General features: G+C 59.7%; 22 protein-coding genes. 5 read left to right on the plus strand and 17 right to left on the minus strand.

Annotated features, from left to right (window positions below; genetic code table 11):
- Window positions 1-25 precede the first annotated feature (25 nt).
- Window positions 26-1,450, minus strand: coding sequence for a chloride channel protein (locus B071_RS17040; RefSeq protein WP_018526983.1), 1,425 nt, complete (start codon window positions 1,448-1,450; stop codon window positions 26-28).
- Window positions 1,451-1,601: 151 nt separating this feature from the next.
- Here B071_RS17040 and B071_RS0110155 point away from each other — a divergent pair, with 151 nt between their 5' ends.
- On the plus strand, window positions 1,602-3,257 hold the full coding sequence (locus B071_RS0110155) for a putative manganese-dependent inorganic diphosphatase (RefSeq protein ID WP_083914829.1): 1,656 nt from the start codon (window positions 1,602-1,604) through the stop codon (window positions 3,255-3,257).
- Between the two features lie 15 nt (window positions 3,258-3,272).
- On the opposite strand, the gene B071_RS0110160 is transcribed toward B071_RS0110155, so the two are convergent.
- The 5 genes from B071_RS0110160 to gatC form a co-directional block, all read right to left on the minus strand.
- Window positions 3,273-3,899, minus strand: a complete 627-nt coding sequence (locus B071_RS0110160) for a MarC family protein (RefSeq protein WP_018526985.1) — start codon at window positions 3,897-3,899, stop codon at window positions 3,273-3,275.
- Window positions 3,900-3,991: 92 nt separating this feature from the next.
- Window positions 3,992-5,263 (minus strand): aspartate--tRNA(Asn) ligase, encoded by a 1,272-nt coding sequence (gene aspS / locus B071_RS0110165; protein WP_018526986.1) that lies wholly within the window; start codon window positions 5,261-5,263, stop codon window positions 3,992-3,994.
- A 98-nt stretch (window positions 5,264-5,361) separates the two neighbouring features.
- Window positions 5,362-7,806: an Asp-tRNA(Asn)/Glu-tRNA(Gln) amidotransferase subunit GatB gene (gene gatB, locus B071_RS19230; protein ID WP_018526987.1), complete on the minus strand. Its 2,445-nt coding sequence runs from the start codon at window positions 7,804-7,806 to the stop codon at window positions 5,362-5,364.
- Complete coding sequence (locus B071_RS0110175; RefSeq protein ID WP_018526988.1) at window positions 7,806-9,287, minus strand: amidase family protein; 1,482 nt, start codon at window positions 9,285-9,287, stop codon at window positions 7,806-7,808. The genes gatB and B071_RS0110175 overlap by 1 nt, the downstream gene beginning before the upstream one ends.
- Before the next feature lie 35 nt (window positions 9,288-9,322).
- Window positions 9,323-9,619, minus strand: a complete 297-nt coding sequence (gene gatC, locus B071_RS19690; RefSeq protein ID WP_026245148.1) for an Asp-tRNA(Asn)/Glu-tRNA(Gln) amidotransferase subunit GatC — start codon at window positions 9,617-9,619, stop codon at window positions 9,323-9,325.
- Between the two features lie 196 nt (window positions 9,620-9,815).
- Here gatC and B071_RS0110185 point away from each other — a divergent pair, with 196 nt between their 5' ends.
- Entirely contained in the window at window positions 9,816-11,249 is a 1,434-nt protein-coding gene (locus tag B071_RS0110185) for an MGH1-like glycoside hydrolase domain-containing protein (RefSeq protein WP_018526990.1), read from the plus strand.
- 36 nt (window positions 11,250-11,285) lie between these two features.
- On the opposite strand, the gene B071_RS17045 is transcribed toward B071_RS0110185, so the two are convergent.
- The 4 genes from B071_RS17045 to B071_RS0110205 form a co-directional block, all read right to left on the minus strand.
- Window positions 11,286-12,086, minus strand: a complete 801-nt coding sequence (locus B071_RS17045; protein WP_018526991.1) for a succinate dehydrogenase/fumarate reductase iron-sulfur subunit — start codon at window positions 12,084-12,086, stop codon at window positions 11,286-11,288.
- On the minus strand, window positions 12,083-13,279 hold the full coding sequence (locus B071_RS0110195) for an FAD-dependent oxidoreductase (RefSeq protein ID WP_040588089.1): 1,197 nt from the start codon (window positions 13,277-13,279) through the stop codon (window positions 12,083-12,085). The genes B071_RS17045 and B071_RS0110195 overlap by 4 nt, the downstream gene beginning before the upstream one ends.
- An 85-nt stretch (window positions 13,280-13,364) precedes the next feature.
- Complete coding sequence (gene nudC, locus B071_RS17050) at window positions 13,365-14,252, minus strand: NAD(+) diphosphatase (RefSeq protein WP_018526993.1); 888 nt, start codon at window positions 14,250-14,252, stop codon at window positions 13,365-13,367.
- Window positions 14,249-14,776: a hypothetical protein gene (locus tag B071_RS0110205; RefSeq protein ID WP_018526994.1), complete on the minus strand. Its 528-nt coding sequence runs from the start codon at window positions 14,774-14,776 to the stop codon at window positions 14,249-14,251. Before B071_RS0110205 ends, nudC begins: the two co-directional genes overlap by 4 nt.
- Window positions 14,777-14,821: 45 nt before the next feature.
- On the opposite strand from B071_RS0110205, the gene B071_RS0110210 reads away from it, so the two are divergent.
- Window positions 14,822-15,739 carry a DMT family transporter gene (locus B071_RS0110210; RefSeq protein WP_026245149.1) on the plus strand — a complete coding sequence of 306 codons (918 nt, stop codon included), beginning with the start codon at window positions 14,822-14,824 and terminating at the stop codon, window positions 15,737-15,739.
- A 13-nt stretch (window positions 15,740-15,752) separates the two neighbouring features.
- On the opposite strand, the gene deoD is transcribed toward B071_RS0110210, so the two are convergent.
- Window positions 15,753-16,490 (minus strand): purine-nucleoside phosphorylase, encoded by a 738-nt coding sequence (gene deoD, locus B071_RS17055; protein ID WP_018526996.1) that lies wholly within the window; start codon window positions 16,488-16,490, stop codon window positions 15,753-15,755.
- Between the two features lie 102 nt (window positions 16,491-16,592).
- Window positions 16,593-17,555 (minus strand): lipoyl protein ligase domain-containing protein, encoded by a 963-nt coding sequence (locus B071_RS17060; protein WP_083914833.1) that lies wholly within the window; start codon window positions 17,553-17,555, stop codon window positions 16,593-16,595.
- Between the two features lie 15 nt (window positions 17,556-17,570).
- On the opposite strand from B071_RS17060, the gene pth reads away from it, so the two are divergent.
- Together pth and B071_RS0110230 are read left to right on the plus strand one after the other, a co-directional pair.
- Window positions 17,571-18,152: an aminoacyl-tRNA hydrolase gene (gene pth, locus B071_RS17065; RefSeq protein ID WP_051075297.1), complete on the plus strand. Its 582-nt coding sequence runs from the start codon at window positions 17,571-17,573 to the stop codon at window positions 18,150-18,152.
- A gap of 81 nt (window positions 18,153-18,233) precedes the next feature.
- Window positions 18,234-19,781 carry a BamA/TamA family outer membrane protein gene (locus tag B071_RS0110230; protein WP_018526999.1) on the plus strand — a complete coding sequence of 516 codons (1,548 nt, stop codon included), beginning with the start codon at window positions 18,234-18,236 and terminating at the stop codon, window positions 19,779-19,781.
- Window positions 19,782-19,834: 53 nt separating this feature from the next.
- On the opposite strand, the gene metF is transcribed toward B071_RS0110230, so the two are convergent.
- From metF to jag, 5 genes are all read right to left on the minus strand, one after another.
- Window positions 19,835-20,725, minus strand: a complete 891-nt coding sequence (metF, locus tag B071_RS0110235) for a methylenetetrahydrofolate reductase [NAD(P)H] (RefSeq protein WP_018527000.1) — start codon at window positions 20,723-20,725, stop codon at window positions 19,835-19,837.
- Between the two features lie 11 nt (window positions 20,726-20,736).
- Window positions 20,737-21,924, minus strand: a complete 1,188-nt coding sequence (gene metK / locus B071_RS0110240; RefSeq protein WP_018527001.1) for a methionine adenosyltransferase — start codon at window positions 21,922-21,924, stop codon at window positions 20,737-20,739.
- 18 nt (window positions 21,925-21,942) lie between these two features.
- Window positions 21,943-23,466, minus strand: a complete 1,524-nt coding sequence (ahcY, locus tag B071_RS0110245) for an adenosylhomocysteinase (protein WP_018527002.1) — start codon at window positions 23,464-23,466, stop codon at window positions 21,943-21,945.
- A gap of 104 nt (window positions 23,467-23,570) precedes the next feature.
- Entirely contained in the window at window positions 23,571-23,960 is a 390-nt protein-coding gene (gene gcvH / locus B071_RS0110250) for a glycine cleavage system protein GcvH (RefSeq protein WP_018527003.1), read from the minus strand.
- Between the two features lie 219 nt (window positions 23,961-24,179).
- A complete protein-coding gene (gene jag / locus B071_RS0110255; RefSeq protein WP_018527004.1) occupies window positions 24,180-24,899 on the minus strand; it encodes an RNA-binding cell elongation regulator Jag/EloR in 720 nt (239 codons plus the stop codon).
- Between the last annotated feature and the right edge of the window lie 3 nt (window positions 24,900-24,902).

The raw sequence follows: 24,902 nt of genomic DNA on the forward strand, positions 1-24,902 counted from the left end.
CACTGCGCGGCACCGCAGAGCGGTATCAGAAATCCATCCGGTCGTCGGTCGTGGTGCCCGATCCCAGGGATTCTTCCTCGATCGTCTTTCCCTCCAACGAGAGCCCCCGACCGGGATTATCCCGGTATCCCCGGAAAAAGCAGCGAAACAAATTGCTGATTCCCCGGCGATCGAAGACCTGCTCTACCTGGTGCACCTCGAGATCCATGAAAAAGGGCTTCTTCTGGTGAATAATCTGACTCGGGTACACACTCACGTGGCCCACCACAAGGTACGCCACGGCGCACGCCACGGCGGCATAACTCCCCGTGGCGACCCCGAAGAGCTCCATGGCCATCATGATCGCGGCGATCGGGGTATTCGCTGCCGCCGCAAGAAAGGCCACCATGCCAATCGCCGAGAACATACCCACGTTTTGCCCCAGAAGTTGCGCCCAGTAGTTCCCCGAGGTGGCTCCGATAAAAAAGATCGGCCCCAGGATTCCCCCGCTTCCCCCTGACCCCAGGGTGAGGGAGGTGGTAATAATCTTGAAAAACGGAGCGATTCCCCGGAAAGCCTGCCCGTCCAGAGCCGCATCGACAACGCCCGTCCCCACCCCCAGATAATTGGTTGTTCCCGTAAGAAAGACGATCCCCACAAGAACCAGACCGGCCAGAGCACCCTTCAGGGGCTTCCAGAGAGGAATCCCCCCGATCAGGTGCTCCGTCCGGTTCAGCCCCGACACCAGGAGGATCGCCATAAGCCCCAGGAGTGCCCCGAAGCCGACCATATGGAGGAGCATAATGATCTCCGTCTCGATCTCCAGGGGCACAGTGTAGCTCAGGTGCCGGACCCCCAGCGCGCGGGTAACCATGAGAGCCGAATAGGAGGCGATCAGGGAAGGAAGAAACCGGTTATAGGAAAAGCGGCCGATATGGAGCACCTCGGCCGCAAAGAGCGCCGCCGCGATGGGCGTACCGAAGACACCGGAGAAGCCTGCACTGATCCCGCACTGGACAAAGCGCTGTCTGTCGATGGGCGTCATCCGGAGCAGCGAAGCAACACCCGAAGCAACACCCGCCCCGATCTGCGCGCTGGGCCCCTCTTTTCCGGCTGACCCGCCCAGAATCAGGGTGATCAGGGTTGCCACCATCTTCACCGGAATGACCCGGAGGCGCATCATCCCTTCCTTCTCGTGCAGGGCCTCGATCACCTTTTCCGTGCCGTGGCCCTGCGCGTCGGGCGCGAGCCAGTTAACCAGAAAACTGCTGAGAAAGAGCCCCAGGGGAACCAGAAGAAAATACCACTGCCACTGGCGCACCACCCCGGTACCAGCATCAAGGAGAATCAGGAAGGCTGCCACGGGGATCCCCACCACCACCCCGGCCAGAGCCGCCAGAATCACCCACTTACCGGTGGTAAGCAGAATCAGCGTCTGCAGTACCGCAAAACGCACCCATCGATTGATCATGATGGGGTATCATTACCCCAAAGGGGAAAAAAATCAACTCAAAGGATTGATATTCAGACAATCTGATATTTGGCCGCTGATTCGCTCAGAGACCCGCGAGACATCCCTCCGGAATCTGTGATATTCTGTGGTACCCGGAAGATTTTCACTGATGCGGAGAACCACCTTGGAACGAGTATACGTTGCAGGACACAAGAATCCTGACATGGACAGCACCTGTGCGGCCCATTGCTACGCCGCCCTCAAACAGCGGCTCAACCCGAACTTCACCTATCTGCCCATTCGCAGTGGCCCCCTGAGCGACCAGATCCAGGACGTCTTTGCCCAGGCAGAGCTTCCCGTTCCTCCCCACTACGATACAATCGCTCCCACGGTGGGTCTCGTGGCGCGCCGGAGCCCCGCCCTGATCTCCCCCGACGATCCCGTGCTGGAGGTCTTCAACGCCGTCAAGGTACGGACCATCAGCTCCGTCCCCGTTATTGACCAGGACTCCACCTTTGTCGCCATGGTGGGGGTAAACGAGATCACCTCCTACGTGGCATCGCAAAACCAGGAACACCGCCCGGTGTACACCTTCCTGGTGGAGAACTTCGAGAAGGTCCTGCCGGGGACGTTCCTTCGGCGGGGTGCTCCTGACCGCTTCGAGGCCTCCCTGGTCACCTCGGCCATGCCCGTGGAGCAGTCCCTGAAACGGCTGAAGCGCATGGAGAAGCCCCCCCTCCTGGTGGTGGGCCATATACCGGAGATCATCGCCTGCGCCGTGAAGAATCAGTTCCCTGCGATCGTTCTCACGGGAATTGACTCGCCCCGGGAGATCGAAAAACTGCTTGCGGGGTACAAGGGATCGGTCTTTCTCTCCGAAACCGACACGGCCGAATCGATCAGGATGCTTCGCCTGAGTTCACCGGTTTCCACCATTATGGATACCCGGGTACCACGCCTGGACGCCGATATGCCCTTCGACGAGGCCAAGGCGCTCCTTCTCAGCTCTTCCTACCGGGGTCTTCCCGTCTTCGAGAAAGAGGAGTTTATCGGGATCGTGAGCCGCCGCTCCTTCATAGAGCGGCCCCGCCCCAAACTGATCATGGTGGATCACAACGAGCTCTCCCAGGCCGTGGACGGTGCGGAACAGGCCGAGCTCCTGGAGATCGTCGATCACCACCGCCTCGCTCCCCCCTCCACCAACAACCCCATCGAGGTGACAACCCGCGTGGTGGGTAGCACCTGCACCCTGATCTACGAGGAGTTCTCCGCCCGGGGCTTCGCCATCGAGCCCGATATTGCCCTGCTGCTCCTGTCTGGTATTATCTCGGATACGGTAAACCTTCAGTCCCCCACCACCACCGAGGCGGACCGCCGGGCAATCCTCCGGCTCGAGACGATCACGGGCATCTCCGCCGCAGAGCACGCCCAGAAACTCTTTGCCCAGATCAAGGCCCTGGGCCAGCGGGAACCCCAGGAGATCATCCTCTCGGACTTCAAGCTCTACGAGCAGTCGGGTATTCCCTTCGGAATCGGCCAGGTCGAGGTCACCACGCTGAGCGATTCCGATTCCTACCGCGACCGCCTGCTTCAGGCGCTGGAGGATGTGGCAGGCCGGAAACGTATCGACTGGGCCATGCTGATGGTAACCGATGTGATCAAGCGGGACAGCCTGCTCCTCTCCAGCGGCTATCCTGCGGCAGAGGGGCTCCTTCCCTTCCGGAAACAGGCCGAACGAACCTTCGACCTTCCCGGGGTTCTCTCACGGAAGAAGCAGCTTCTGCCGGAGATTATGCGGGTTCTCGCGAAGGCGGGAGCAACATAACCCCCGGGCGGGGGGCTACAGCCCCACCATGCCCAGGGTCTCCATAAACATCTCCACCCCGCCCAGGAGCATCTGTACGGCCATGGTGGTGAGGATCATCCCCATGAGCCGCTCCACCGCCGCCAGCCCCCGGCGCCCCAGAACACGCCGCAGCCCCTCGGCAGANAAGAGCACCAGGGCTGCGCAGAACCAGGCAACCAGCAACGCCAGAAACCAGTCCATGATCCGGTCCGGGTGCTGCGTTGCCAGAAGAATCAGCGTGGCCATGGTGGAAGGACCGGCAATGAGGGGCACCGCCATGGGAACCACCAAAGGTTCCTCGGCGGACCGTCCCCCGGCGTCGCCCTTTCCCTCCGTAGCAGGAACTGCGTGGTGGGGAAAGATCATGCGCAGGGCGATCAGGAAGAGAATCACCCCCCCGCCGATGCTCAGGGCCGGCTGGGATATATGCATCCCCTGGAGAATATATTTCCCGAAAAAGAGAAAGGCCGAGAGAATCGCCAGGGCAATCACCATCTCGCGCAGAATGATTGCCTTTCTGCGGGCGGGGTCCACATTACTCAGAAGCCCCAGAAAGATCGGAATATTGCCCAGGGGATCCACCACCAGAAAAAGCGTCATCGCCGCTGCGTAGATACTCATAGAAACACCAGCCTATCAGAAAAGTCCGGCTCTCATGAACCCCGCAGGAACCCTGGGGGAAGCACCCTGGAAGAACCCCGCAGCGATACCCCTCAGGGCCGAAACCGCTTCCTGTCCCGGGGAAAGAGCGAAGCCTCCTTCACGTTCTGCAGACCCAGTATCTTCTGGGTGAGCCGCTCCAGACCGATCGCAAAGCCCCCGTGGGGCGGGCAGCCGTAACGGAAAACGGAACAGTAATCACCCAGCCCCTCCTCGGTGAGTCCGAACCGGGGAAGCGCCTCCAGAAGCTCCTGGTACTGGTGGATCCGCTGCCCCCCCGTGGTGATCTCCAGCCCGCGAAAGAGCAAATCGAAGCTCCGGGTTTTCATCCCCTCGGGAGAGGTATAGAAGGGCCTCTTCTTGCGGGGAAAGGCCGTGACAAAGACCGCCTCCACCCCCTTCTCGTCCAGCGCCCACAGGCAGAGTTCGCGCTCCCCCTCGGGGGTAATCTCGAAGACGCTCTTTCCCGTCCGATCCTTCAGGATCTGTCGCGCCTCGTCGTAGGTCACCCGGGGAGTTTCCTGGAACTCCTCGGCCCGGGGAACCCGGGCTCCGTAGTCTTCCAGGGTTTTCCCCTGCCGCTCTTCCAGAGACTGGAACATCTCGCCCAGAATCTCCGTCTCCAGATCCATCAAATCCGAATCGGAATCGATAAAGGCCATCTCCACGTCCAGAGAGACATATTCGTTCAGGTGGCGGGCTGTATCGTGCTTCTCGGCCCGGTAGGCCGCACCGATCTCGAAAACCCGTTCCAGACCGCTCGCAACCATCGCCTGCTTGTAGAACTGCGGACTCTGGGCAAGACAGAGGGTCTCGCCAAAATAATCCACCGGAAAGAGCCCCGTGCCGCCCTCGGTGCCGGACCCGATGAGCTTGCTCGACTTTATCTCCGTAAACCCCCGTTTTCGCAGAGCCTCCGAAAAGGAGGCCAGCAGGTCCGACTGAACCTCAAAAATCCGCCGTATCCGGGGGTTCCGCAGGGAGACGATCCGGTGGTCCAGAATCGCCTCCAGACCGACCTGGTCGAGTTCCTTATTCACGGGCAGGGGCAGCTCGGCCTGGGGAGCCCCCAGAACCTCCGTGGATTCAGCCCTGATCTCGTACCCCCCCGGAGCTTTCTCGCTGGCACCAACGGTACCGCGAACCCGCAGCACCGCCTCCTGGCCAAAAGAAGGTTCCTCGTCGTAGACCAGCTGCACCATACCCGAACGGTCGCGCAGGAGCACGAAGGTGATCCCCCCGAGGTTCCGGATTCGGTGAACCCATCCGCACAATTCCACCGACTGGCCTTCGCGGCCCGGTATATCGCAGGCTAGTTGTCTCATGGTCTTCTCCTTTTCGCGATGCTCTTATTCTTGCGCTGCCACTATTTCTTGCGGTGCCACCTGCCACCATGGTGACGACGTCACTATCTCCGCCTTCCTCAGTCCTCCATCAACGCCAGAACACGCTCTCTCCAGGCATCCCGGGACCGGGCCTCGCCCTCGCAGAGGACCTCGACCTGGGCGGTCACCAGGCGGGTGAAGGCACTTTCCGTGGTGAGCCGTCCCATGGGAACCGCTCCCTCCCGCCAGAGGGCGTGAGCCGTAACGTAGCCGGAAAAGTCCACCACCCCCTCCTGCTGGGAAGTACAGAAAAAGAGAACGCCCCGTTCGCGGCCCTGTATCAGAGCGTTCCGAAGCGAGAAGGGCCCCTCCCGAAGGCTGGCCGTTCCCCTGTCAAAGATCTCCAGGACGAAACAGCGAATCCCTGCCTCCATGAGGGTCACCAGAATATCACCCCGCATTCCAGGGTAGACCCGGACGATGCAGGTCTGCCCCAGAACCTCTTCGAGACAACGGGTCAGCTCCTCCTGCTCAACACCTCGCGCCACCGGTGCCAGGGATGAGCCGCTCCGCAGGAGCTCCTCGGGATTCCAGGTACGGAAGGAATTGCCGCCCCCCGAATCGACCCGCTCGAACTTCAGGTTCAGGGGAAGAAAGTCAGTGTCTCCGTAGACCACGTGAATACCGGCGCTCCCGCTGGCAGCGCAGAGCACGGCCCTGCGCAGATTTTCCCCCGATTCTCCCCGGGAGCCCTCCCCGGGCGGGCCCTCGCCCGCTGTGAGCACGATCGGCACCGGTGTGTCGGCGAAGAACCAGTGAACCAGACTGGCCGTGTAGGCCAGGGTATCGGTACCGTGGGCGATCACAATCCCCTGGACACCTCCCTGGTCGAGAGTCCCGGCGATCCGGACCAGGAGCGTCGCCCAGTCAGCGGGGGTAATCTCCTCGCTCAGAAACCGTCCGAGCCGGAGCTCCTCAAAGAGAATCGAATCGGGCAGCTCCGGGTCGGCCTGAAAGAGTTCGGCCAGACTCACCAGATCTCCCGGTTCGATCATCCCGTCCTCCCGACGGGTACCGGCGATGGCCCCCCCGAAGGAGAGGACCTGAACCGACGACACCCTGCGGGGAGCTTCGATCAGCTCCTGCAGGAGGGTCCGGGCTGCGGCAGGCTCTGCCCTCCCGCCGGTGGCCTTCATCACCTTCCCCATAAGAAACCCCAGGGGTCGGGTCGCGCCCTGACGAAGCTCCTCCACTGGAAGGGGGTTCTCCTCCAGCACTCTCTCCAGCACGGGCAGGAGCTCTTCCCGCGACGAGAGCTGTTTCCACCCCCGCTCGTGGATGATCGCCGAAGGGTCCCGGTCTTCCAGAAAGACCTGCTCCAGCGTTTGCTTGGCAATTTTTCCGTGAATCCTTCCCCGGGCGAGGAGGTCCAGAAGCTCTGCAAGTCGTTGCGGCGTCAGGGGCGAGGTCAGCAGATCGCCGCCACTGCGCTTCAGGAGCTTGCGCACGTCTCCCGCAAGCCAGAACAACGCCTGATCGGGGGCTCCTCCGGCAGCCACCACGGCCTCGAAGAAATCAGCCGTACTCTTCTGGTCGCAGAGAAAATCAACCTGACTCGCCGAGAAGCCCCACTGCTCGCGGAACCTGGCCCGCCGCGCCGCAGGAAGCTCCACCAGCCGTTCCTCGAGCCCCTCCAGAAAGGGCTGGTCGGCCCTGAACGGAGGCAGATCCGGTTCGGGAAAGTAGCGGTAATCGTGAGCACGCTCTTTGCTGCGCATACTCTCGGTCTGATCGCGATTCTCGTTCCAGAGGCGCGTCTCCTGCGTCACCGTACCGCCGCGATCAAGGATCTCCTGGTGCCGGGCGATCTCCCAGGTCAGAGCCTTGCGGACAAACCTCGAGCTGTTGAGGTTCTTGATCTCCACCTTCTGCCCCAGCCCCTCCCCCCGGTGATTCACCGAGACGTTGGCATCGCAGCGGAGCGAACCCTCTTCCATATTGCCGTCGGAGACCTGAAGGTACTGCACGATCCTGCGCAGTTCCTGGAGCAAGAGCTCCGCCTCTTCTCCTATCTCCAGGTCCGGCTCGGTAACGATCTCCAGAAGGGGGGTTCCGGCCCGGTTATAATCGAGCAGCGACATATCACCGGCGTGGATCATCTTTCCCGCGTCCTCTTCCAGGTGAACCTGGTGTATGCGAACCCTTTTTTTCTTCTTTCGAAACTCCAGATCGATAAACCCATCTCTCCCCAGAGGTTGATAGTACTGGGTAATCTGATAGTTCTTGGGGAGATCGGGGTAAAAGTAGTTTTTCCGGTCGAAAGAAGAAACCGGGGAAAGCCGGCAATTCAGAGCCCGGGCAAGCAGGTATCCCAGGGTGATCGCCTCTCCGTTCAGGGCGGGCAAAACACCGGGATAGCCCATACAAACGGGGCACACTCTGGTGTTCGGTTCGTCGCCAAAGGTAACGGGACAATCGCAGAACACCTTGGTCTTTGTCTGGAGCTGCACGTGGATCTCCAGACCGATAAAGGACTGATACATCAGGAACCTCCCCGGGCCGCATCGGAGCCCTGGCGCCATTCAGAAAAGGAACGGGATGTCCCGGGAAACTGCAGCGGAAAAACGGCAGAAAGATCCCGTGCCACCCGACAGAGTCTCTCCTCGGAGAAAGCCGGCCCCATGAGCTGCATCCCCGCAGGAAGCCCATCCTGGACCCCCGCCGGAAAAGCCAGAGCGGGAAGACCCGCCAGATTTGCCGTACAGGTGAAGCGATCTGCCACCTTCTGCCGGAAGGAATCCATCCCCTCTTCCTGATCCCGGAGGAAGGCCTGACAGGGAAAGACCGGCATCAGCAGGGCCTGAACCCCCTGATACACCCGGTCGAGCTCCCCGGCGATCAGGGTGCGGATCTTCTGGGCCCGCAGATAAAACTGATCCTGGAACCCGCTGCGCAGCACGAAGGTCCCCAGGAGTATCCGCAGTTTTACCTCCTCGCCCAGGGCCTCGCTCCGGGCCGAACTCATCAGTTCCCCGGGGTTCTCGGCGAAAACCGGCCGGTGACCGTAGCGAATTCCGTTGTACCGCGCCAGATTTGCGCTTGCCTCGGCCGCAGCGATGGTATAGTAGGCGGGAACGGTGTAGTCCAGGGTGGTGAGAGTTACCGGCTCCAACCGGTAGCCAAGATCGGTCAGGGCCTCCTGCGTGGCCCGGTAGCTCTTCTCCATCCCGGGAGAAAGACCCAGTTCCCCCTGAAGCACACCAATCGTTCCCGGGGGCGCATCATCGCGGGAGCCCTCCCCTTCGTCGTCCCCCCGGGGCCAGGCCCGCGAGGTCTGATCCCGGGCATCCTCACCCCGAATCACCCGGAAGACCGCTTCCAGCTCATCCAGGCGCGATCCCAGAATCCCGATCGTCTCCAGGGAAGAGGCGTAGGCCGTCAGGCCAAAGCGGGAAACGGCACCGTAGGTAGGCTTGAGGCCGTAGACACCGCAGAAGGCTGCCGGTTGGCGCACGGACCCTCCCGTATCGCTCCCCAGCGCCACGGGAACCAGCTGGTGCGCCACAGCAGCGGCGGATCCCCCGCTGGACCCCCCGGCGACCCGGGAATGGTCCCAGGGGTTCACCGTCGTACCCAGGGGCGTATTGGACGTGGAACTTCCCATGCCGAACTCGTCCATATTCGTCTTGCCCACCACCAGAGCCCCCGCCTCCACCAGTTTCTCCACAGCCGTGGCTGTGTAGGGTGCCTTCAGGGACTGGAGCATGGGTGAACCGCAGGTGAGGTGATACCCCTCGACGGCGATGTTATCCTTCACAGCCAGGGGGAGGTCGGTCAGGTGAGGGCCGTTTTCCCCGCTGCACTCACCCCGGGGAGGATCGTCCCCGGAAGCAGAACCGTTCCCCGGAGCGCAATCCCAGACCCCGGGGGCTCCTATCTCCAGAAAGGACCCTATCGCCCGATCCTGGTGCTCCAGAAACGACCGATACCTCTCGCGCGGAAGCGCTTTCGTCTTGTTGTTCATGGCAATGTTCTCTGGGCCGGTACGGGGTACCTGGCCTACAATACGTTGGGAATAGCGATCAGGCGATCCTCGAGATCGGGCGCCTGTTCCAGCACAGCGTCAGCACGGGCAACGGTATTGGCGGGATTATTATTGTGCGCCCCCTCAGGGCGCAGGCGATTGGAAGCGGCGAGAATCTGCGTGGTGGGCTCCACATTTTTCACATCAATTGCCGCCATAGTGGTAAAATACTCGAGCATCTGGTCTACCGCACCGGCCAGCGCGGCAACCCCCGATTCATCCAGCTCAACCATGGCCATGGCGGCGGTTGTTTTGAGCTCTTGGGGATCCATAGAAAAAACTATGCCGGTGTGGTATAAGCGTGTCAAGTAAATCGCAATCTTTTGTGGATATCCAGAGCGATTTGACGTATGATTCGGGATGCGATACGTTCTACCCTTTCCTTTCGGGCAGTAGCTATATTTATATAGTCGAAGCATATGGTCAGGAAGTATCATCAGGAAATTTGTGTAATCGGGATATAACAGCGTGGTCAAAAAAGAGTTTCCAACAGTACATTTTTACGATCAGGATTTTGTAGACCTCTACGAACAGACATGGGCCTGGGTGCGGGACTACTGGCGCGAACCCACCGACGGAACCGGAGAGAACCCCTTCGGAGTCCGCTTTTTTGTGGATCCCCAGGAAACACGGATCAACCAGTTTGATGCGGTCTTCTCCACCTTTTTTCTGGTCTACAGCAACCGCCTCTATCCGGTCTCGAACCAGCTGGACGGATTCTACAACCGCCAGGAAGAAAACGGAGCGATCCGCAGCGACTATAACCTGGAAACGGGGGAGCCCCTCTTCTCGCCGGAAAACCCCCAGGGAGTAGCACCGCCTCTCTTCGCCTGGGCAGAGTACAATCTCTACCACAAGGTGGGCAACAAAAAACGGATCAAGGAAATCATGCCCGTTCTGGAACGCCACTATCAGTGGCTGGAGGAGACCTTCAAGGACGAAACAGGCCTGTACCACGTTCCCCTGGCCGCAACGGGCATGGTGAACGCCCCCCGGGAAGAAGCCTACTACCCCGTGGACTTCAACACCCAACAAGCCATGAACTCCTCCTTCATGGCCGAACTGGGCCACGTTCTGAACGACAAGGACATCGAATTCCGTTACCGCAGGCAGTACTTCTCCCTCAAGACCCGCATCAACCAGCACATGTGGGACGAAGAGAGCGGCTTTTACTACGACCTTAACAAGGAGCAACAGCGGGTGGGCGTCAAGACCGCCGCCAGCTTCTGGACACTCCTCACGGACATTCCCAACGAGGTTCGTTCGAGCAGCATGATCGAGCACCTGAAGGATCCTGCGGGGTTCGCCACGGAAAATCCCTTTCCCACGGTGGCCGTCTCGGAACCCTCCTTCTCGGAAAACGGCGAGGGCTATCGCGGCTCCGTCTTTCCTCCCTACACCTTCATGATCATCAAGGGGCTGGAAAAACAGCACCAGTGGGAGCTCGCCCGGGAGTACGCCATCCGCCACCTCTACTGCATGCTGGACACCCTCCATCCCGAGGGGAACAAGCGGGGTAACGTCTACGAGGCCTACCGGCCGAACCGGGAGGGGAAAGCCTCCTGGACGGGCAACCCCGCCTTTCCCCGGGCCATGCATCTCCCCTCGGTGGGACTCTCCACAGTTGCCCTGATGATCGAGAACGTGATCGGTCTTTTGGTGAGTCTCCCCCGAAAAACCGTGCGCTGGGTCGTTCCCACCCTGGAGATCATGGGAATCGAAAACCTGAATCTCCGGCGCAACACCATCACCATCCTCAGCAAGAAGAGCGGCCGGGGGTGGGAGATCCGACACGAATCGGAAAAGCTCTATTATTTCACCCTGGATCTGCTCGATCAGGGCAAGGAAAAGACCCTTCCCATCCCTTCGGGGAAGTGTTCGATGCTGGTGGACAAGATGTAAGATTTCGGGGCGGCGCCCTGCCGCCCCCGGGGGCTGCTATTCCTGCCCGGATTCCTGCTTTGTCTTCTTGATCTTCTTCTGGAGCTGCACGATATGTTTGGCCGGGTAGACCCCCGTGGGACACACCTGGCTGCAGGCCAGATGGCGATCGCACCCCCAGACACCCCGATCAGAATCAACCCGGGGAAGCAGTTCCCCCGATCGTTCGGGGTGTTTGGTAACCTCCCGGTTATAGGCAGCAAGCCCCGCAGGGCCCATAAAATCCCGCATTGTTACCACGGGGCAGGAAGAAACGCACAGACCGCACTCGATACAGTTTTCAAACCGCTGATACCCCGTGATCTCCCCGGGAACCTCGCTCCCCTTGTTGGCCTCGCTGGGGCGCAGATAATCGGCATCGACGGGAAAATCCCGAAAGAGGCGGGCCGGATCTACCGCCAGATCACCCAGGTGATCCATGGTCTGGAGGGGACGAACCTCGATGGCAAAGGATTTTCGATCCTCTCCCGCTGCTTCGGCCTCCTCCACCAGGTCCATAACCCGGGTTGTACAAGCCAGCGCCTGTTTGTTGTTCACAATCATGCCGCAGGTTCCGCAGGACCCGTGGTGGCAGGAGTGACGGAACATCAGGGTCAGATCGATGTTGCTCTTGATCCATTCCAGGGCATCCACCAGCGTGGTGTGGCCCTTCACGGGCACCACGTACTGCCCCCACTGTTCTTCCCGCTGGGGCCGGGCAATACGGAACCGCACCATTCGTACAGGTTCACCCGAAAGAGTCTGAAACTCCTGGGGCTGATCGTTATGTCGAGAATCGTTCTGCGGAGAATCGCTCATGAGGCCGCTCCTTTCGTGACAAGATGGGGGTTGTAAAAAGCCCGGTGCTGCAAAAGAGGTGTCTCGGCGGTGCGGCAGGGTTCCTGCACACCAACAAGATCGCAAATCAGATCGACTGTTTTTTCTCCCATGGCGCGCAGTACCGTGGCCTTTCCGCCGATGATCGAGATAAACCCCTTCACCCCGTCGGAGCGACCGTGATCGATCGCGATAAAGTCCCGGGAGAGCTTTCGCCCGTCCTCAACGTTGCTGGAAGCTCCCGCCAGGGGCCTGCTCGCAGACCAGGCCGCATGAAAGGGCGTCTCCCCGAAAACCGGCATCAGTTCCGTAGCCCGGCGCGTCAGGTAGTCGATATCGGCCCGGGGAACCTCTACCGTGTCGGGATCGTCGGTCTTCCACTGGGTGGAACCGATGATGGAAAGTCCCCGCTGGGGTACGATGATGTCACCATCACCGGCGGGATGAAGGTGGCTCACCACCATATTGTTCAGCCGTTTTTTTACCGCCACCATCGTCCCCGGCGCGGGCGTAACGGGGATATGAATCCCCGCCAGGGCCGCAACCTTTTCGGCCCAGGCCCCGGTGGCGCTCACCACCAGATCGGCCGCTATGTCCGATTCTTCCTGGGTGGCGTGGTTCAGCACCCGCACTCCCGTGACCGCACCGGCCCTGCTGTGAATACCCACCACCTCTGTAAAGGTCCTGATATCGGCACCGGCAGCGCGGGCCGTGGCAAAGAAATGAAGGGGCAGACGCCAGGCATCGATGGTACCATCGGGAACCTGCAGGGCCATCTTGATCTCCGGGTTAAGGTGGGGCTCCATCCGAAAGGCCTGATCCAGGGGAATCTCCCGGACGGGAATCGTCGCCTCGCGACAGGCCTGAATGAATTCGGGAGCAAAGGCCACATCCTCGTCGGTGAGCGCCACAAACAGCCCGTAGTTCATCTCCAGCGCCTGGGGTGCGATCGCCTGCAGTATACGCACCTCCTCCATACATTCCCGGGCAATTTCCCGGTCACCCACGGCGTACCGGGCACCGGAGTGAAGCTGCCCGTGGTGCCTTCCCGTGGTGCCACTGGTGAGTTCTCCCCGCTCAACCAGGGTGGCGGTAAAACCCCGTTGTATCAAATCATGGATAATCGCGGCACCCGTTCCACCGCCGCCGATAACCACTACGTGCCCGTGTGACATGCTGGCCCTCCTCGGAAAATCTCGGGAATAATGATAACTCGACTTGTCAGCATTAGCAACTGTAAATTGTGACAGTTACATTTGTTCATCTGCTCAGAAGACGCTGGAGATCCTGGGGCGTCCCGTGGTCGCTCACAAAACGCTCTATCAACCGTCGGGCGATACTGTAGGCGTCGGGTATCTCCCGGGGCAGCTCCCCCGGTGCAAACCAGTCCGCCGAGACAATCTCCTCGTCCTGGAGGGCAATCTCCCCTCCGGCGTAGTCCGCCGTGAACGCCGCCATGAGGGCCGTGGGAAAGGGCCAGGGCTGGCTTGCCAGGTAACGCACATTTTTTATGGTGATCCCGCACTCCTCCTGGACCTCCCGGGCTGCGGCCTGCTCCAAGGTCTCTCCGGCCTCGACAAATCCGGCAAGGACGCTGTACATCTTTCCGCTGTGTCGGCGAGAATGAGCCAGAAGAAGCTTGCCCTGACGAACAACCGCCACAATCACGGCTGGCGATATCCGGGGGTAGCTCGTCGCGCCACAGGCGCTGCACTGCTTTGCCATCTCCCCGGAGATCATCTCCATGGGGGCCGCGCAGGTCCCGCAGAAGCGGGATGCCCGATCCCAGTAGGCGAGATGGAACACCCGGTTTGCCACGGTGCATTCTTCAGGGTCCATCGTATCCGGCGCGTTGCGCCGGCTGATCAGGAGAAACCGATCGCCCTCGCTGGTACGCAGGGGGCGGTCAACCAGGGGGGCAAGATACTGGCGGTCCACAAACGATGCCCTGCCCCTGAGGGAGGAACCTGAGGGAAACTCCAGGGCCGAATCGGGGGAAACGATACCCAGACTCCGAAGCTCCTCCTCCCGGGGAAGCTCGTGAAGAGGGTGTCGCGCTTGATCACGGGCAACCTCTTTTTTTTCCAGAACCAGAAGATTCCAGTTATCGGGAAAGAGCGCGAGGCGACGCTCTTCACGGGAGGTCACCGGCGTGACCTCGATTTCGCCGTGGCCATCAGAAGCAGCAATTCCAGGATAAGGAAAACCAGCACAACCATCACCAGCGCCGTATAGAGGGGCGGGCCGGGGATGAGCCAGAGACCGGTCAGATAGAGGGCACCACCGGCGCTCCAGGCCAGAGCCCAGAAGAAAACAAGCACCAGCGGATGCCGAACCGTGGCAAGATACCGGTAGGCCACGGCCCGGCGCACGGCGAGAACCGTCACAACCCAGGACACTCCCGAGAGGCCCAGAAGCACGCGGGGAACCCCGGAATCACCGATCCCGCCTCCCCGAAGGATGTACAAAACCACCAGGGCGCAGAGGAAGGAAAAGGCCCCCGTACTTACCTGAACGATCAGGGCGTACCAGTGGCACCAGGGCCCCCGGCGACCATCGTAGACCCCGTGAACGGCACTGGTGGCCAGGGCACCGAGGGGAAGGAGGAGAAAGGGCACCAGCGCCCCCATACCAGAAGAATCGAGGGACGAAAAAATAGTATCGACGGTCATGGCTCTTCCGGGTATTGTAAACGACTCTGAGAGGGCAGGCAACGGATGAATGTACATATAATCGGTCAAACAGCAGCGCTCGCCACGGCCCTGTGCTGGGCAATTACCAGTCTCTCCTTCGAAGCCGCAGGAAAGCGCGTGGGCTCCCTCCAGGTCAACCTTCTGCGGCTGGCCTTTGCCCTCCCCGTTTTCACGGCCTATCTGGTCGCCCGCCAGGGGCAGATCTTCCCCGGCGACGCCGACTGGCATATCTGGTTCTGGCTCTCATCCTCGGGGATCGTGGGGTTCTTTCTGGGAGATCTCTTTCTCTTTCAGGCCTTTGTCGACGTGGGAGCACGAATGGCCATGCTCATCTACGCCTCGGTACCGCCCATGACAGCGCTCCTGGGATGGCTCATTCTGGGGGAAGCGCTCACACCGGGCCAGTTTGGCGCCATGGCGGTCACCATGGCGGGAATTGTTCTGGTCACCACGGTACAACCTCCGGGTCCGCCAAAATCAGCGGCCCCGTCACCGGCAATTCACCACCCCGGCATTCGGGGTATCTGGTTTGCCCTGCTGGGGTCTCTGGGGCAAGCCCTCGGTCTTGTTCTGAGCCGGTTCGGCGCACCCGACTACGATCCCTTTGCAGCGACCCAGATCCGTGCCCTGGCCGGTTTCGTGGCCTTTTTGCTTTTCTTTCTGTTTACCGGCCGGCTCGGCCGGGCCCTGAAAGCGCTTCGGGATGCACCGGCCTGTCGTCACATCCTGCGGGGAGCCTTCTTCGGACCCTTTCTCGGCGTCTCTCTGGGCCTTCTGGCCGCGCAGAACACCTCCACGGCGATCGCCTCGACCATTATGGCCACGGTCCCGATTATTCTTATTCCCATCACCGTCTTTGGTTTTCGCCAGACCGTGACGCTCCGGGAACTGGCGGGAGCGCTCCTGGCGGTAGCCGGGGTGGCGCTGCTTTTTACGGGATAACCTCGGGAGGGGGTTACTCCCTCCCCGATACCTCCCCCTGGGCCCTGCGGGCGACTTCCAGAGCCACCTCCACCATCTGGTGAAAACCGGTCTGCCGGTCTTCGGCGCTCAACTCCTTTTCCTGCACCAGGCTGTCGCTTACCGTGAGAAGCGCCAGAGCTTCCCTTCCGTGACGCGCCGCCAGGGTATAGAGCTGATTTGCCTCCATCTCCACGGCAAGAACCCCGTGACGGGCCCAGACCTTCCACTGTGAGGGGTCATCATCGTAAAAGGTATCGCTCGAGAGGATACTCCCCGCGTGGAAGGGGATTCCCTGCTCTTCCACCACGGCCAGGGCCTTCCTGAAGAGACTCCAGCTGGCCGTGGCAGCGTAGTCCATTCCCCCGAAACGACTGCGGTTCATGGCAGAGTTGGTGGAGGCGCTTATGGCGAGGATAAGTTCCCGCAGAGCAATCTCGGATTGCATCGCCCCGCAGGACCCGATGCGAATCAACCGCTGAACCCCGAAAAACCGCATCAGTTCCGTAGCATAGATAGCCATGGAGGGCATCCCCATGCCCGACCCCTGGACGGAGATCCGCTCTCCCTTCCAGAGCCCGGTAAAACCCAGCATCCCCCTGACGCTGTTGTACTGATGCACCTCAGAAAGCCAGTTTTCCGCGACAAAGGCGGCCCTCAGGGGATCCCCCGGCATCAAAACCGTTTCTGCGATCTCTCCCGGTTGTGCCCCTATATGAATACTCACGAACATTTCCTCCTTCTACCCGGGGATTCTGCCACCCCTTTTTTCTTTTGTTTCCCGATCTTCTGTTTCCCGATCTTCCGTTTCCTGATCTTGTATCTCTTGAGCGTTTTATCCCTTGATCTTCTGGTCTTCCTGACCGCTCATGATCTCGTCCCAGGGCATCCCCAGAAAGGCTTCCTTCCTGAAACGTCCGGGATCGCTGCAGTGTACCATGATATCCCGGATTCTGCCCTCGTCGATCACCACCTCGGCCCGCCCCTGACCGTTCCCCGGGATATGGCCGCCCAGCTGCGCGAGAGGAACCTCCAGAACGAACTCCGGCGTGGCGCCGTATCGCCATTCCCAGGACCGCATCTTCCGGTAGTAGTTCTCAACCTCGGGAAGGACGGCCAGATCCTCCTGGTGAAGGGTCTCCTCGCTACAGGCCCCACCGTAGAAGGCAGCAAAAGCCTCCCGCAGAGCCACTCCCAGGGAATCGTGAGAGATGGTTTTGCACAGATCCCCGAGATTTGCCACGGGAGACGAGACCGATCTGGTTCCCCTGGCCCGAAGAGGCCTCTCCGAGGGACGCAGGTATTCCTGGAGCCGATCCAGGTCTGCCCTGATCAGGAGCGTTCCATGGTGAAAGCACCGCTCCCGGGTATGCTTGAAGGCGTTTCCCGAGACTTTCCGTTTTCCCCCATCGGTGGAGACCAGAAGATCGTTCCGCTCCGACCGGTACGCCTGAAGGCCAAACCAGGCCAGGGCGTCCACGAGAATCCGGAAATTATGGTCCTGCTGGTAGGAATCAGCCGGAGAGATAAAGGTAAAATTGGTGTTTCCCCGGTCGTGATACACCGTCCCACCCCCGCTCTGGCGACGCACCAGGTGAACCCCCGCAGCATTCATGGCAGGAAGATTACATTCCACCCAGGGGTTCTGGTATCGGCCGATTACCACGGAAGGATCGTTCCGCCACAGGAAAAGGGTCTGCCGTTCGGGTGGGTTTGTCCGGAAAATCCACTCTTCCAGGGCCAGATTAAACCAGGGATCACCCGAGGTTGAATGGAAGACACGCACATCAGGTCTCATGATACTCTACTTACTATGAAGCAGAGATCTCTACAACCGCCTCTTCCACGACTGGTTGTTTTCCTGGGAAATCCCGGAAAACGCTACGCTCGCAGCCGCCACAACTTCGCCTGGATGGTGATGGAATCGCTCTTCACCATCCAGGGAGGACTCAGTCAGGAGGGGTGGAAGGAAAAGTTTCACGGCCTCTTTTTGCGCCGGGACAACCAGGTGTTCCTGCAACCCCAGACGTTCATGAACCACAGCGGCAAGAGCGTCGTGGCGGCTCTCCAATTTTTCGGGTGGTCCCTGGAGGAACTTCTGGTTGTCCACGACGATCTGGAGACACCCTTCGGGACGGTTCAGTCCAGCTTCGGGGGCGGGCACCGGGGAAACAACGGCCTGCGCTCCATCATTACCCTGAGCGGCGGGAGTGATTTCTGGCGCCTGCGTCTGGGCATCGGGCGCCCGCCCCGGGGAAGGGCTCCGGGCGACTGGGTCCTGGAGCGCTTTTCCCCCCACGAGGAGGCCTGCCTTGGGGAGATAACAGAAGGATCCGCTGCCTTCCTCCTGGAGCAGTGCAGAAAGGCCACGGAAAAGACCCTGGTTTTTACGTGACAAAACCTTAAAATATGATATGCTTCGCAGACATTTTAAGATACGTTTCCGGAATTTCAATTGAAACCTGACAGGTACACTATGACGAAACACTTTTTTTCGCACTTCCTCCTGGCCTTCCCGGGAATCATCTTTCTCGTCGGAGTCATCCCTGGCCTCCCGGCGGAGGAACGGGCGATCCCGGCCGTGGAGGCCCCACACACAGCGGAGAGGACGCTTCAGGGCCCCCTGGTAATCCACGAAGTATCCTGGACTCTCCAGGGGAGGACCCGACGCTGGGTTCTGGAGCAGCTGCTTGAGATAAAAGAAGGACTCGAGTTTCCCTCGGAGGAAGCCCTGGAGGAGTTTATCCGGGAACAGCAGCAGCTCCTTACCAACCAGCGGGAGCTCCAGAGCAGCTCCATCTCCTACGAGATCCTCCCCCCCGATGCTCCCGATACCCATGACCCTCTGGCCCCCCGGCTCCTCCACGTAACGGTGGAAACCCAGGATACCTGGAACGTGATCGCCCTTCCCTATGTCCGCTACGACTCCAACGACGGATTGCTGTTGAGCTTCCGCATCAGGGACTACAATTTTTTCGGCACCCTTCAGGATCTCCGGATCGACCTGGACTACGAGTTCACCGACGACGATGAGAACATCGTAACCCTCTCGTCGGAGTTCAAGCTTCCCTTCCAGGTTTTCCAGCGGGATTGGGCCCTTGTGATGGAACAGTCCCTCTCTCTGGAGGAAGACGAGTTCGATCTTGAACTCGGCATCGGTCTGGAGTATTACTTCTCCTGGCTCAGGCGGGACTGGACCCTGGGATTCATGCAGGAATACCGCTACCTCACCGACGACGACGAGGACGACAACGACTACTTTACCAACTCCCTCACCCTGGGAACGGGGATCAATCTTCCCCTGCGGCTTCCCGGTTTCGGCCAGCTTCGTTACCTTCCCTCGGTGAAGGGTGAGGTAAAATACCGCCCTGGCGGGATCAGCGAGGAACGCAAGGGGACCACGGCGGGATTTGAACACGGTCTGCGAGCGGGCCGGGCAAACTGGGACGGGAACTACCGCCAGGGACTCACCCTGGCCCTGGAAAACGAAAACACCTACAACATCACCACCGATTCCTGGGACCAGGAGATCACCACCCGCATCTCGGGATACCGGGCCTTCCTCCGGGGAGGGCGCGATGGGTGGCCCCGGCTCGGAATCAGCGGGAGCCTCTCCTCCTTTTACCTGATCAACGGCGCCGACGATGACCAGGACGATGCCGCGAAGGATGCCCGGGGTATCATGAACGACAAGATGAATGGAGACCTGGGGATTTTCCTGAACCTCGATGTGCTTTTTACAGTCTGGACCCTCAGGCCCATCTTCGAAATGCAGATCGGTCCCTTCTTTGATATCGCCTACGTGCGGGACACCCGGGGAGATTTCCACGAGTCCTCTTCCTTCGACCGCCACCGCGATATCCAGTACAGCGCTGGCTTCTCCGTCATCGGCTTTCCCCTTTTTGCCCGCAGCCTCTTCCTCAGGGGAACCTACGGACTGGACCTGGAAGAGATTTACGACGGTACCAGCCCGCTTGACGGGAACGCCCGAGTCATCTTCATCGGGCTGGGACACCACTACTGAGAGATGGTCCTGCCGGGGCCTCTGGCCCTGGCAGGAGCGCCCCTACAACCGCTCTACAGCCGGTAGCTCTCGAGCCCCAGATTTCTGCAAATATGGATCGTTGACCAGGAATTGTTCAGCGTATAGAGGTGGACACCGGGGACATCCCGGTTCAGCAGATCGGCCACCTGGGCCGTGGCCCAGTGGGTCCCAACGCGGTTCACTCCCTGGTCATCGTGGGTTCGCTCCACCGCCCGCAGAAGGGCAGCGGGGAAACGGGCTCCCGCTGCAAGCTCGGCCATGCGCTGCATTCCCTTTCTCGTTGTGACGGGCATGATTCCCGGAACAACGGGAAGGGTGATCCCGGCAAGAGCCAGCCGCTCCACGTAATCAAAGTAATCCCGGTTATCAAAAAAGAGCTGGGTTACAATGTAATCGGCCCCGGCATCCACCTTCCGGCGCAGGTACTCGATCTCCAGAAGCCGGTTCGGTGTATCGGGGTGCCCCTCGGGGAACCCGGCAACACCGATCGATGCCTCGGGCATATAATTTCGCACAAAGGAAACCAGCTCGGCAGCACAGGAAAAATCGCTCCTCCTGCTCTCTTCGCCCCCCTGGCGGGGAAGATCTCCCCGGAGCGCCAGGATATTGCAGACCCCGGCAGCCCGGTATTGATCGAGAATTCCGGCGATCTCGGCCCGGCTGGAGCCGACGCAGGTCAGATGGGCCACCACGGTGAGGTTAAACTCGCTCTGTATCCGCGTGACCAGGCGGTGCGTGTACTCCCGGGTTGATCCGCCCGCCCCGTAGGTAACGCTCACGTAGGCCGGTTCCAGAGGTAGAAGGTCCGTCCCTATGCTGTGAAAAAGTCTGTTCCAGCCCTGCTCGGTTCGGGGCGGAAAAAACTCGAAACTGAAGAGCGTCTTTCCCCGACCCAGAAGGTCCGATACCCGTTCAATTGCCACGACGGGAACCCCTAGCCAACTGCCCGCTGAAGATCGTTCACGCGATCTGTCTGCTCCCAGGAAAACTCAGGGCGCCCAAAGTGACCGTAGGCGGCGGTTTGCGCGTATATGGGCTTCAGCAGATCCAGCGTTGCAATAATTCCCCCGGGTGTGAGATCGAAGGTCTTTTCCACAGCCCCCTCGATGACACTCTCGGGAGCAACCGCCGTGCCAAAGGTTTCAACCATAACACTCACGGGAAAGGGAACCCCGATCGCGTAGGAAAGCTGCACCTCGCACCGGTCAGCCAGACCGGCGGCAACAATATGCTTCGCCACATATCTCGCCATATAGGCTGCGCTCCGGTCAACCTTGCTGGGATCCTTGCCGCTGAAAGCGCCTCCACCGTGACGGCCCATACCCCCGTAGGTATCGACGATAATCTTTCTGCCCGTGAGACCCGAGTCTCCGTGGGGGCCACCAATGACAAAACGCCCCGTGGGATTCACCAGATAACGGGTCTTTCCGTCCAGCAATCCGGCAGGTTCCAGAACCGGTTTGATCACCTGCTCCACCAGAGTCCGGGTAATCTCCTCGTGGGAAACCTCGGGATCGTGCTGATGGCTCACCACAACGGTGTCTATTCTCCTGGGCTTCATTCCCTCGTATTCAACGGTAACCTGACTCTTGGAATCGGGCCTCATCCAGGGAATGACCCCGCCCTTTCTCAACTCTGCAGCCTTCTGAAGAATCTGATGGGAGAACATGATCGGTGCCGGCATGAACTCCGGTGTTTCCCGGCACGCATAGCCGAACATCATGCCCTGATCACCGGCACCCTGCTGCCCCTGATACTCTTTCAGCCCCGCTCCGCTCACCCCCTGGGAGATATCGGGACTCTGGGAATGGATCGCGTTCAGGACGCTCATGGATTCATAATCAAGACCGTAGGAAGGGTTGGTGTATCCAATGGACCTGGCTACTTCCCGGGCAACCTGCTGCACATCGACATAGGTCGAAGTTGTGATCTCCCCCCCCACCAGAACCAGTCCCGTGGTGGTAAAGGTCTCGCAGGCGACACGACTTCGGGGGTCATCGGCAAGACAGGCATCCAGAATTGCATCGGAAATCTGGTCCGCGAGCTTGTCGGGGTGCCCCTCGCTCACAGACTCCGAGGTAAAAAGGTACCGGCTCCTGGCCGGCACACTCTGTGGGTTCATCTCTTTTTGCTCCTTCGATCAGTACCGGTAGGCCTCGGGCTTGAAGGGCCCCGTAGGGGAAACACCGATGTACTCAGCCTGTTCCGGCGTCAGTCTGGTGAGTTCAACACCCAGCTTGTCCAGGTGTAACCGGGCAACCTCCTCATCGAGAAGTTTGTCAAGAACTCGGACACCGGGCTTGTAGTCCTCCCGGTGGTTCCACAGGTCGAGCTGCGCCAGAACCTGGTTGGTAAAACTGTTGCTCATGACAAAACTCGGGTGTCCCGTGGCGTTCCCCAAATTCACCAGCCGCCCCTCGCTCAGAAGATAGATCGAATGGGCCTTGATGGTGTTTCCCGCATCGTCCTGACCGTCTTCCCAGGTGTATTTGTCGACCTGGGGCTTGATATTTTCCCGGACCACACCGCTCGAGGCGTTCAGGCGTTCCACCTGAATCTCGTTATCGAAGTGCCCGATATTCGCTACAATAGCCTGGTCTTTCATTCCCTGCAGGTGCTCCAGGGTTATGATGTCCCGGTTTCCCGTGGTGGTTACAAAAATATCCCCCCGGGAAAGAACCGTCTCCAGCCGTTTTACCTCGTAGCCTTCCATGGAGGCCTGGAGTGCACAAATAGGATCGATCTCCGTTACGATCACCCGGGCTCCCTGATTCCGGAGACTCTGGGCGCAACCCTTGCCCACATCACCGTAACCACAGACCACAGCAACCTTTCCGGCGATCATCACATCGGTTCCCCGCTTGATTCCGTCGATCAGGCTCTCGCGGCATCCATAGAGGTTGTCAAACTTGCTCTTGGTAACGCTGTCGTTTACGTTGATCGCCGGAACCAGGAGCGTTCCTTCCTGGGCCATCCGGTATAACCGGTGGACCCCGGTGGTTGTCTCCTCGCTCACTCCGCACCACTGGGAAACCAGACGGCGGAAAAAACCGGAATCTTCCTGGTGAACCCGCTTGAGAAGGGCCTTGATCACGCCCTCCTCGTGGCTCTCCGCCGGACCCTCGACCCAGGCATCACCCGCTTCCATCTGCACACCCTTGTGAAGCAAAAGCGTGGCATCGCCTCCGTCGTCGACGATAAGCTGCGGGCCTCTGGCCGGGGAAGCGCTCCCCTCTCCGGTATCACCCTCCCCGGGAAAGGAAAGCGCCTTCAGGGTCATCTCCCAATACTCCTCCAGCGTCTCGCCCTTGAAGGCAAACACGGGAACGCCCCGGGGCTCGTCGGGGGATCCTCCCGCCTGGGGAGGTCCCACCACAACGGCTGCAGCGGCGTGATCCTGGGTGGAAAAGATATTACAACTGGCCCATCGAAGATCGGCGCCGAGCTCCGCCAGGGTCTCCACGAGAACCGCTGTCTGCACCGTCATATGGAGGGACCCCGTGATCCGAACACCTGCAAGAGGTTTCAGGGGGCCGTACTTTTCCCGGGTAGCCATGAGTCCGGGCATCTCGTGTTCGGCGATGGTGAGCTCTTTTCGCCCCCATTCGGCCAGAGAGAGATCGCGGACATGATAATCCGCCGGGGAAAGGGGTGACCTTTTCATATAGTCTCCTTGTTCGATACAGAAGAAGCGTAAAACAATACCCTCCTGCAGTCAACCGAACAAGGATGTGCCCGCTCACAGAGTCAGGAGGGTCTGGGGAAAGACTAGTCCTTCAAACCCTCGGTATAGTTCTTGTAGGCTACACTGTCCATGAGCGCTTCCATCTCAGCGGGATCATCGAGTTTCACCGTAATGATCCAGCCTGCGCCAAAAGGATCCTGGTTGATCGTTTCGGGAGCATCCTTCAGCGCCTCATTGCAGGATACCACGGTACCGCTTACGGGCATGTACAGGTCGCTCGCTGCCTTCACGCTCTCCACGACCCCCAGAGGCTGCCCCTTCTTGAGGGAAGTTCCCGCTTCGGGAAGCTCAACAAAGACCACATCCCCCAGTTCATCCTGGGCATAATCGGAAATGCCGATCCGTGCTGTCTCTCCCTCGGACCGAACCCATTCGTGGCTGTCCTGGTACCGTACCGTCTCGTCGAAGGTCATGTAGGTCTCCTATCGTTTTCCACAACTTATCCACATTCCGTGGACAAATAACTCCTCCCCCGGGGGGGGAGAATACATCAAAATATCACAAATATTTCGCTGATTTTTCTATTCTTGCAGAAATTGTGGGGCCCTTTTGCGCCTTCTTCAGGGATATCCGTGAAGGTATCCAAAAGTTATCCACAACAATTCCACAATAATTGCTTTTGCGTGAAAACCCTACTTGCTCCCTCGATAGAAAATTCGGACCTGCTTGTAGAGCCCTTCACCTTCGCTTTCGGTACCAATATCGGCAATATCGTTCAACGTGGTGTGTATCAAGCGACGTTCAAAGGGATTCATCGGTTCGAGTAGTTTGCTTCCGCGCGTCCGCTTTACCTGGTCCCCCACCTTGTGGGCAAGCTGGATCAACTGCTCTTCCCGGCGTCCCCGATACCCTTCGGTATCAAGAATAACCTTTATCTCGGAATCAACAAACCGCCCGGAAAGAACATTTGCCAAAAGCTGCAGGGCATCCAGATTTTTTCCCTTGCGTCCGATCAAAATGTTCGTATGCTCCGACTCGAGCCGGATTCCAAGTTTTTGCGGTTCCCGAAAGGAAATCGAAACCTTTGAGGGAAATCCCATTTTTTCCGTAACGGTGGTAACAAAATCAACCACGGCGTGCTCAAAATCAGTCTCGGGGTGCAGCGCCTCTCCTGTGGCACGGGTACTACCGGCTGCCCGCTGCCGGGGAGCATCGCTTTTCTTTTCCGTCTCCCGTGAGTCTTCCGTGCCGGCGTAGTGCACAGCAATACGAACTGCCTTGTTTCGTCCAAAGAGTCCGCCGCTCCGGGTCGAGACGATCTCCACCTCAAACTCGTGCGCCTCGAGGCCAAGCGCCTCCACAGCAGCGTCGATCGCGTCCTGCTCGGTGCGCCCTTCAAATTCTTGTACCATTAT

The organism is Alkalispirochaeta alkalica DSM 8900, from assembly GCF_000373545.1.
Taxonomy (GTDB): domain Bacteria; phylum Spirochaetota; class Spirochaetia; order DSM-27196; family Alkalispirochaetaceae; genus Alkalispirochaeta; species Alkalispirochaeta alkalica.

Bases quoted from the DNA above. Each gene is read 5' to 3' on its own strand.
- metK (WP_018527001.1), bottom strand. From the start codon at position 21,924: ATGAACCCACAGAGTGTGCCGGCCAGGAGCCGGTACCTTTTTACCTCG.
- gatC (WP_026245148.1), bottom strand. From the start codon at position 9,619: ATGGATCCCCAAGAGCTCAAAACAACCGCCGCCATGGCCATGGTTGAG.
- B071_RS0110230 (WP_018526999.1), top strand. From the start codon at position 18,234: ATGACGAAACACTTTTTTTCGCACTTCCTCCTGGCCTTCCCGGGAATC.
- B071_RS0110210 (WP_026245149.1), top strand. From the start codon at position 14,822: ATGAATGTACATATAATCGGTCAAACAGCAGCGCTCGCCACGGCCCTG.
- gatB (WP_018526987.1), bottom strand. From the start codon at position 7,806: ATGTATCAGTCCTTTATCGGTCTGGAGATCCACGTGCAGCTCCAGACA.
- B071_RS17045 (WP_018526991.1), bottom strand. From the start codon at position 12,086: ATGAGCGATTCTCCGCAGAACGATTCTCGACATAACGATCAGCCCCAG.
- B071_RS0110195 (WP_040588089.1), bottom strand. From the start codon at position 13,279: ATGTCACACGGGCACGTAGTGGTTATCGGCGGCGGTGGAACGGGTGCC.
- pth (WP_051075297.1), top strand. From the start codon at position 17,571: ATGAAGCAGAGATCTCTACAACCGCCTCTTCCACGACTGGTTGTTTTC.
- B071_RS17040 (WP_018526983.1), bottom strand. From the start codon at position 1,450: ATGATCAATCGATGGGTGCGTTTTGCGGTACTGCAGACGCTGATTCTG.
- B071_RS0110155 (WP_083914829.1), top strand. From the start codon at position 1,602: ATGCGGAGAACCACCTTGGAACGAGTATACGTTGCAGGACACAAGAAT.
- gcvH (WP_018527003.1), bottom strand. From the start codon at position 23,960: ATGACCTTCGACGAGACGGTACGGTACCAGGACAGCCACGAATGGGTT.
- ahcY (WP_018527002.1), bottom strand. From the start codon at position 23,466: ATGAAAAGGTCACCCCTTTCCCCGGCGGATTATCATGTCCGCGATCTC.
- deoD (WP_018526996.1), bottom strand. From the start codon at position 16,490: ATGTTCGTGAGTATTCATATAGGGGCACAACCGGGAGAGATCGCAGAA.
- B071_RS0110205 (WP_018526994.1), bottom strand. From the start codon at position 14,776: ATGACCGTCGATACTATTTTTTCGTCCCTCGATTCTTCTGGTATGGGG.
- B071_RS0110175 (WP_018526988.1), bottom strand. From the start codon at position 9,287: ATGAACAACAAGACGAAAGCGCTTCCGCGCGAGAGGTATCGGTCGTTT.
- aspS (WP_018526986.1), bottom strand. From the start codon at position 5,263: ATGAGACAACTAGCCTGCGATATACCGGGCCGCGAAGGCCAGTCGGTG.
- B071_RS17060 (WP_083914833.1), bottom strand. From the start codon at position 17,555: ATGAGACCTGATGTGCGTGTCTTCCATTCAACCTCGGGTGATCCCTGG.
- jag (WP_018527004.1), bottom strand. From the start codon at position 24,899: ATGGTACAAGAATTTGAAGGGCGCACCGAGCAGGACGCGATCGACGCT.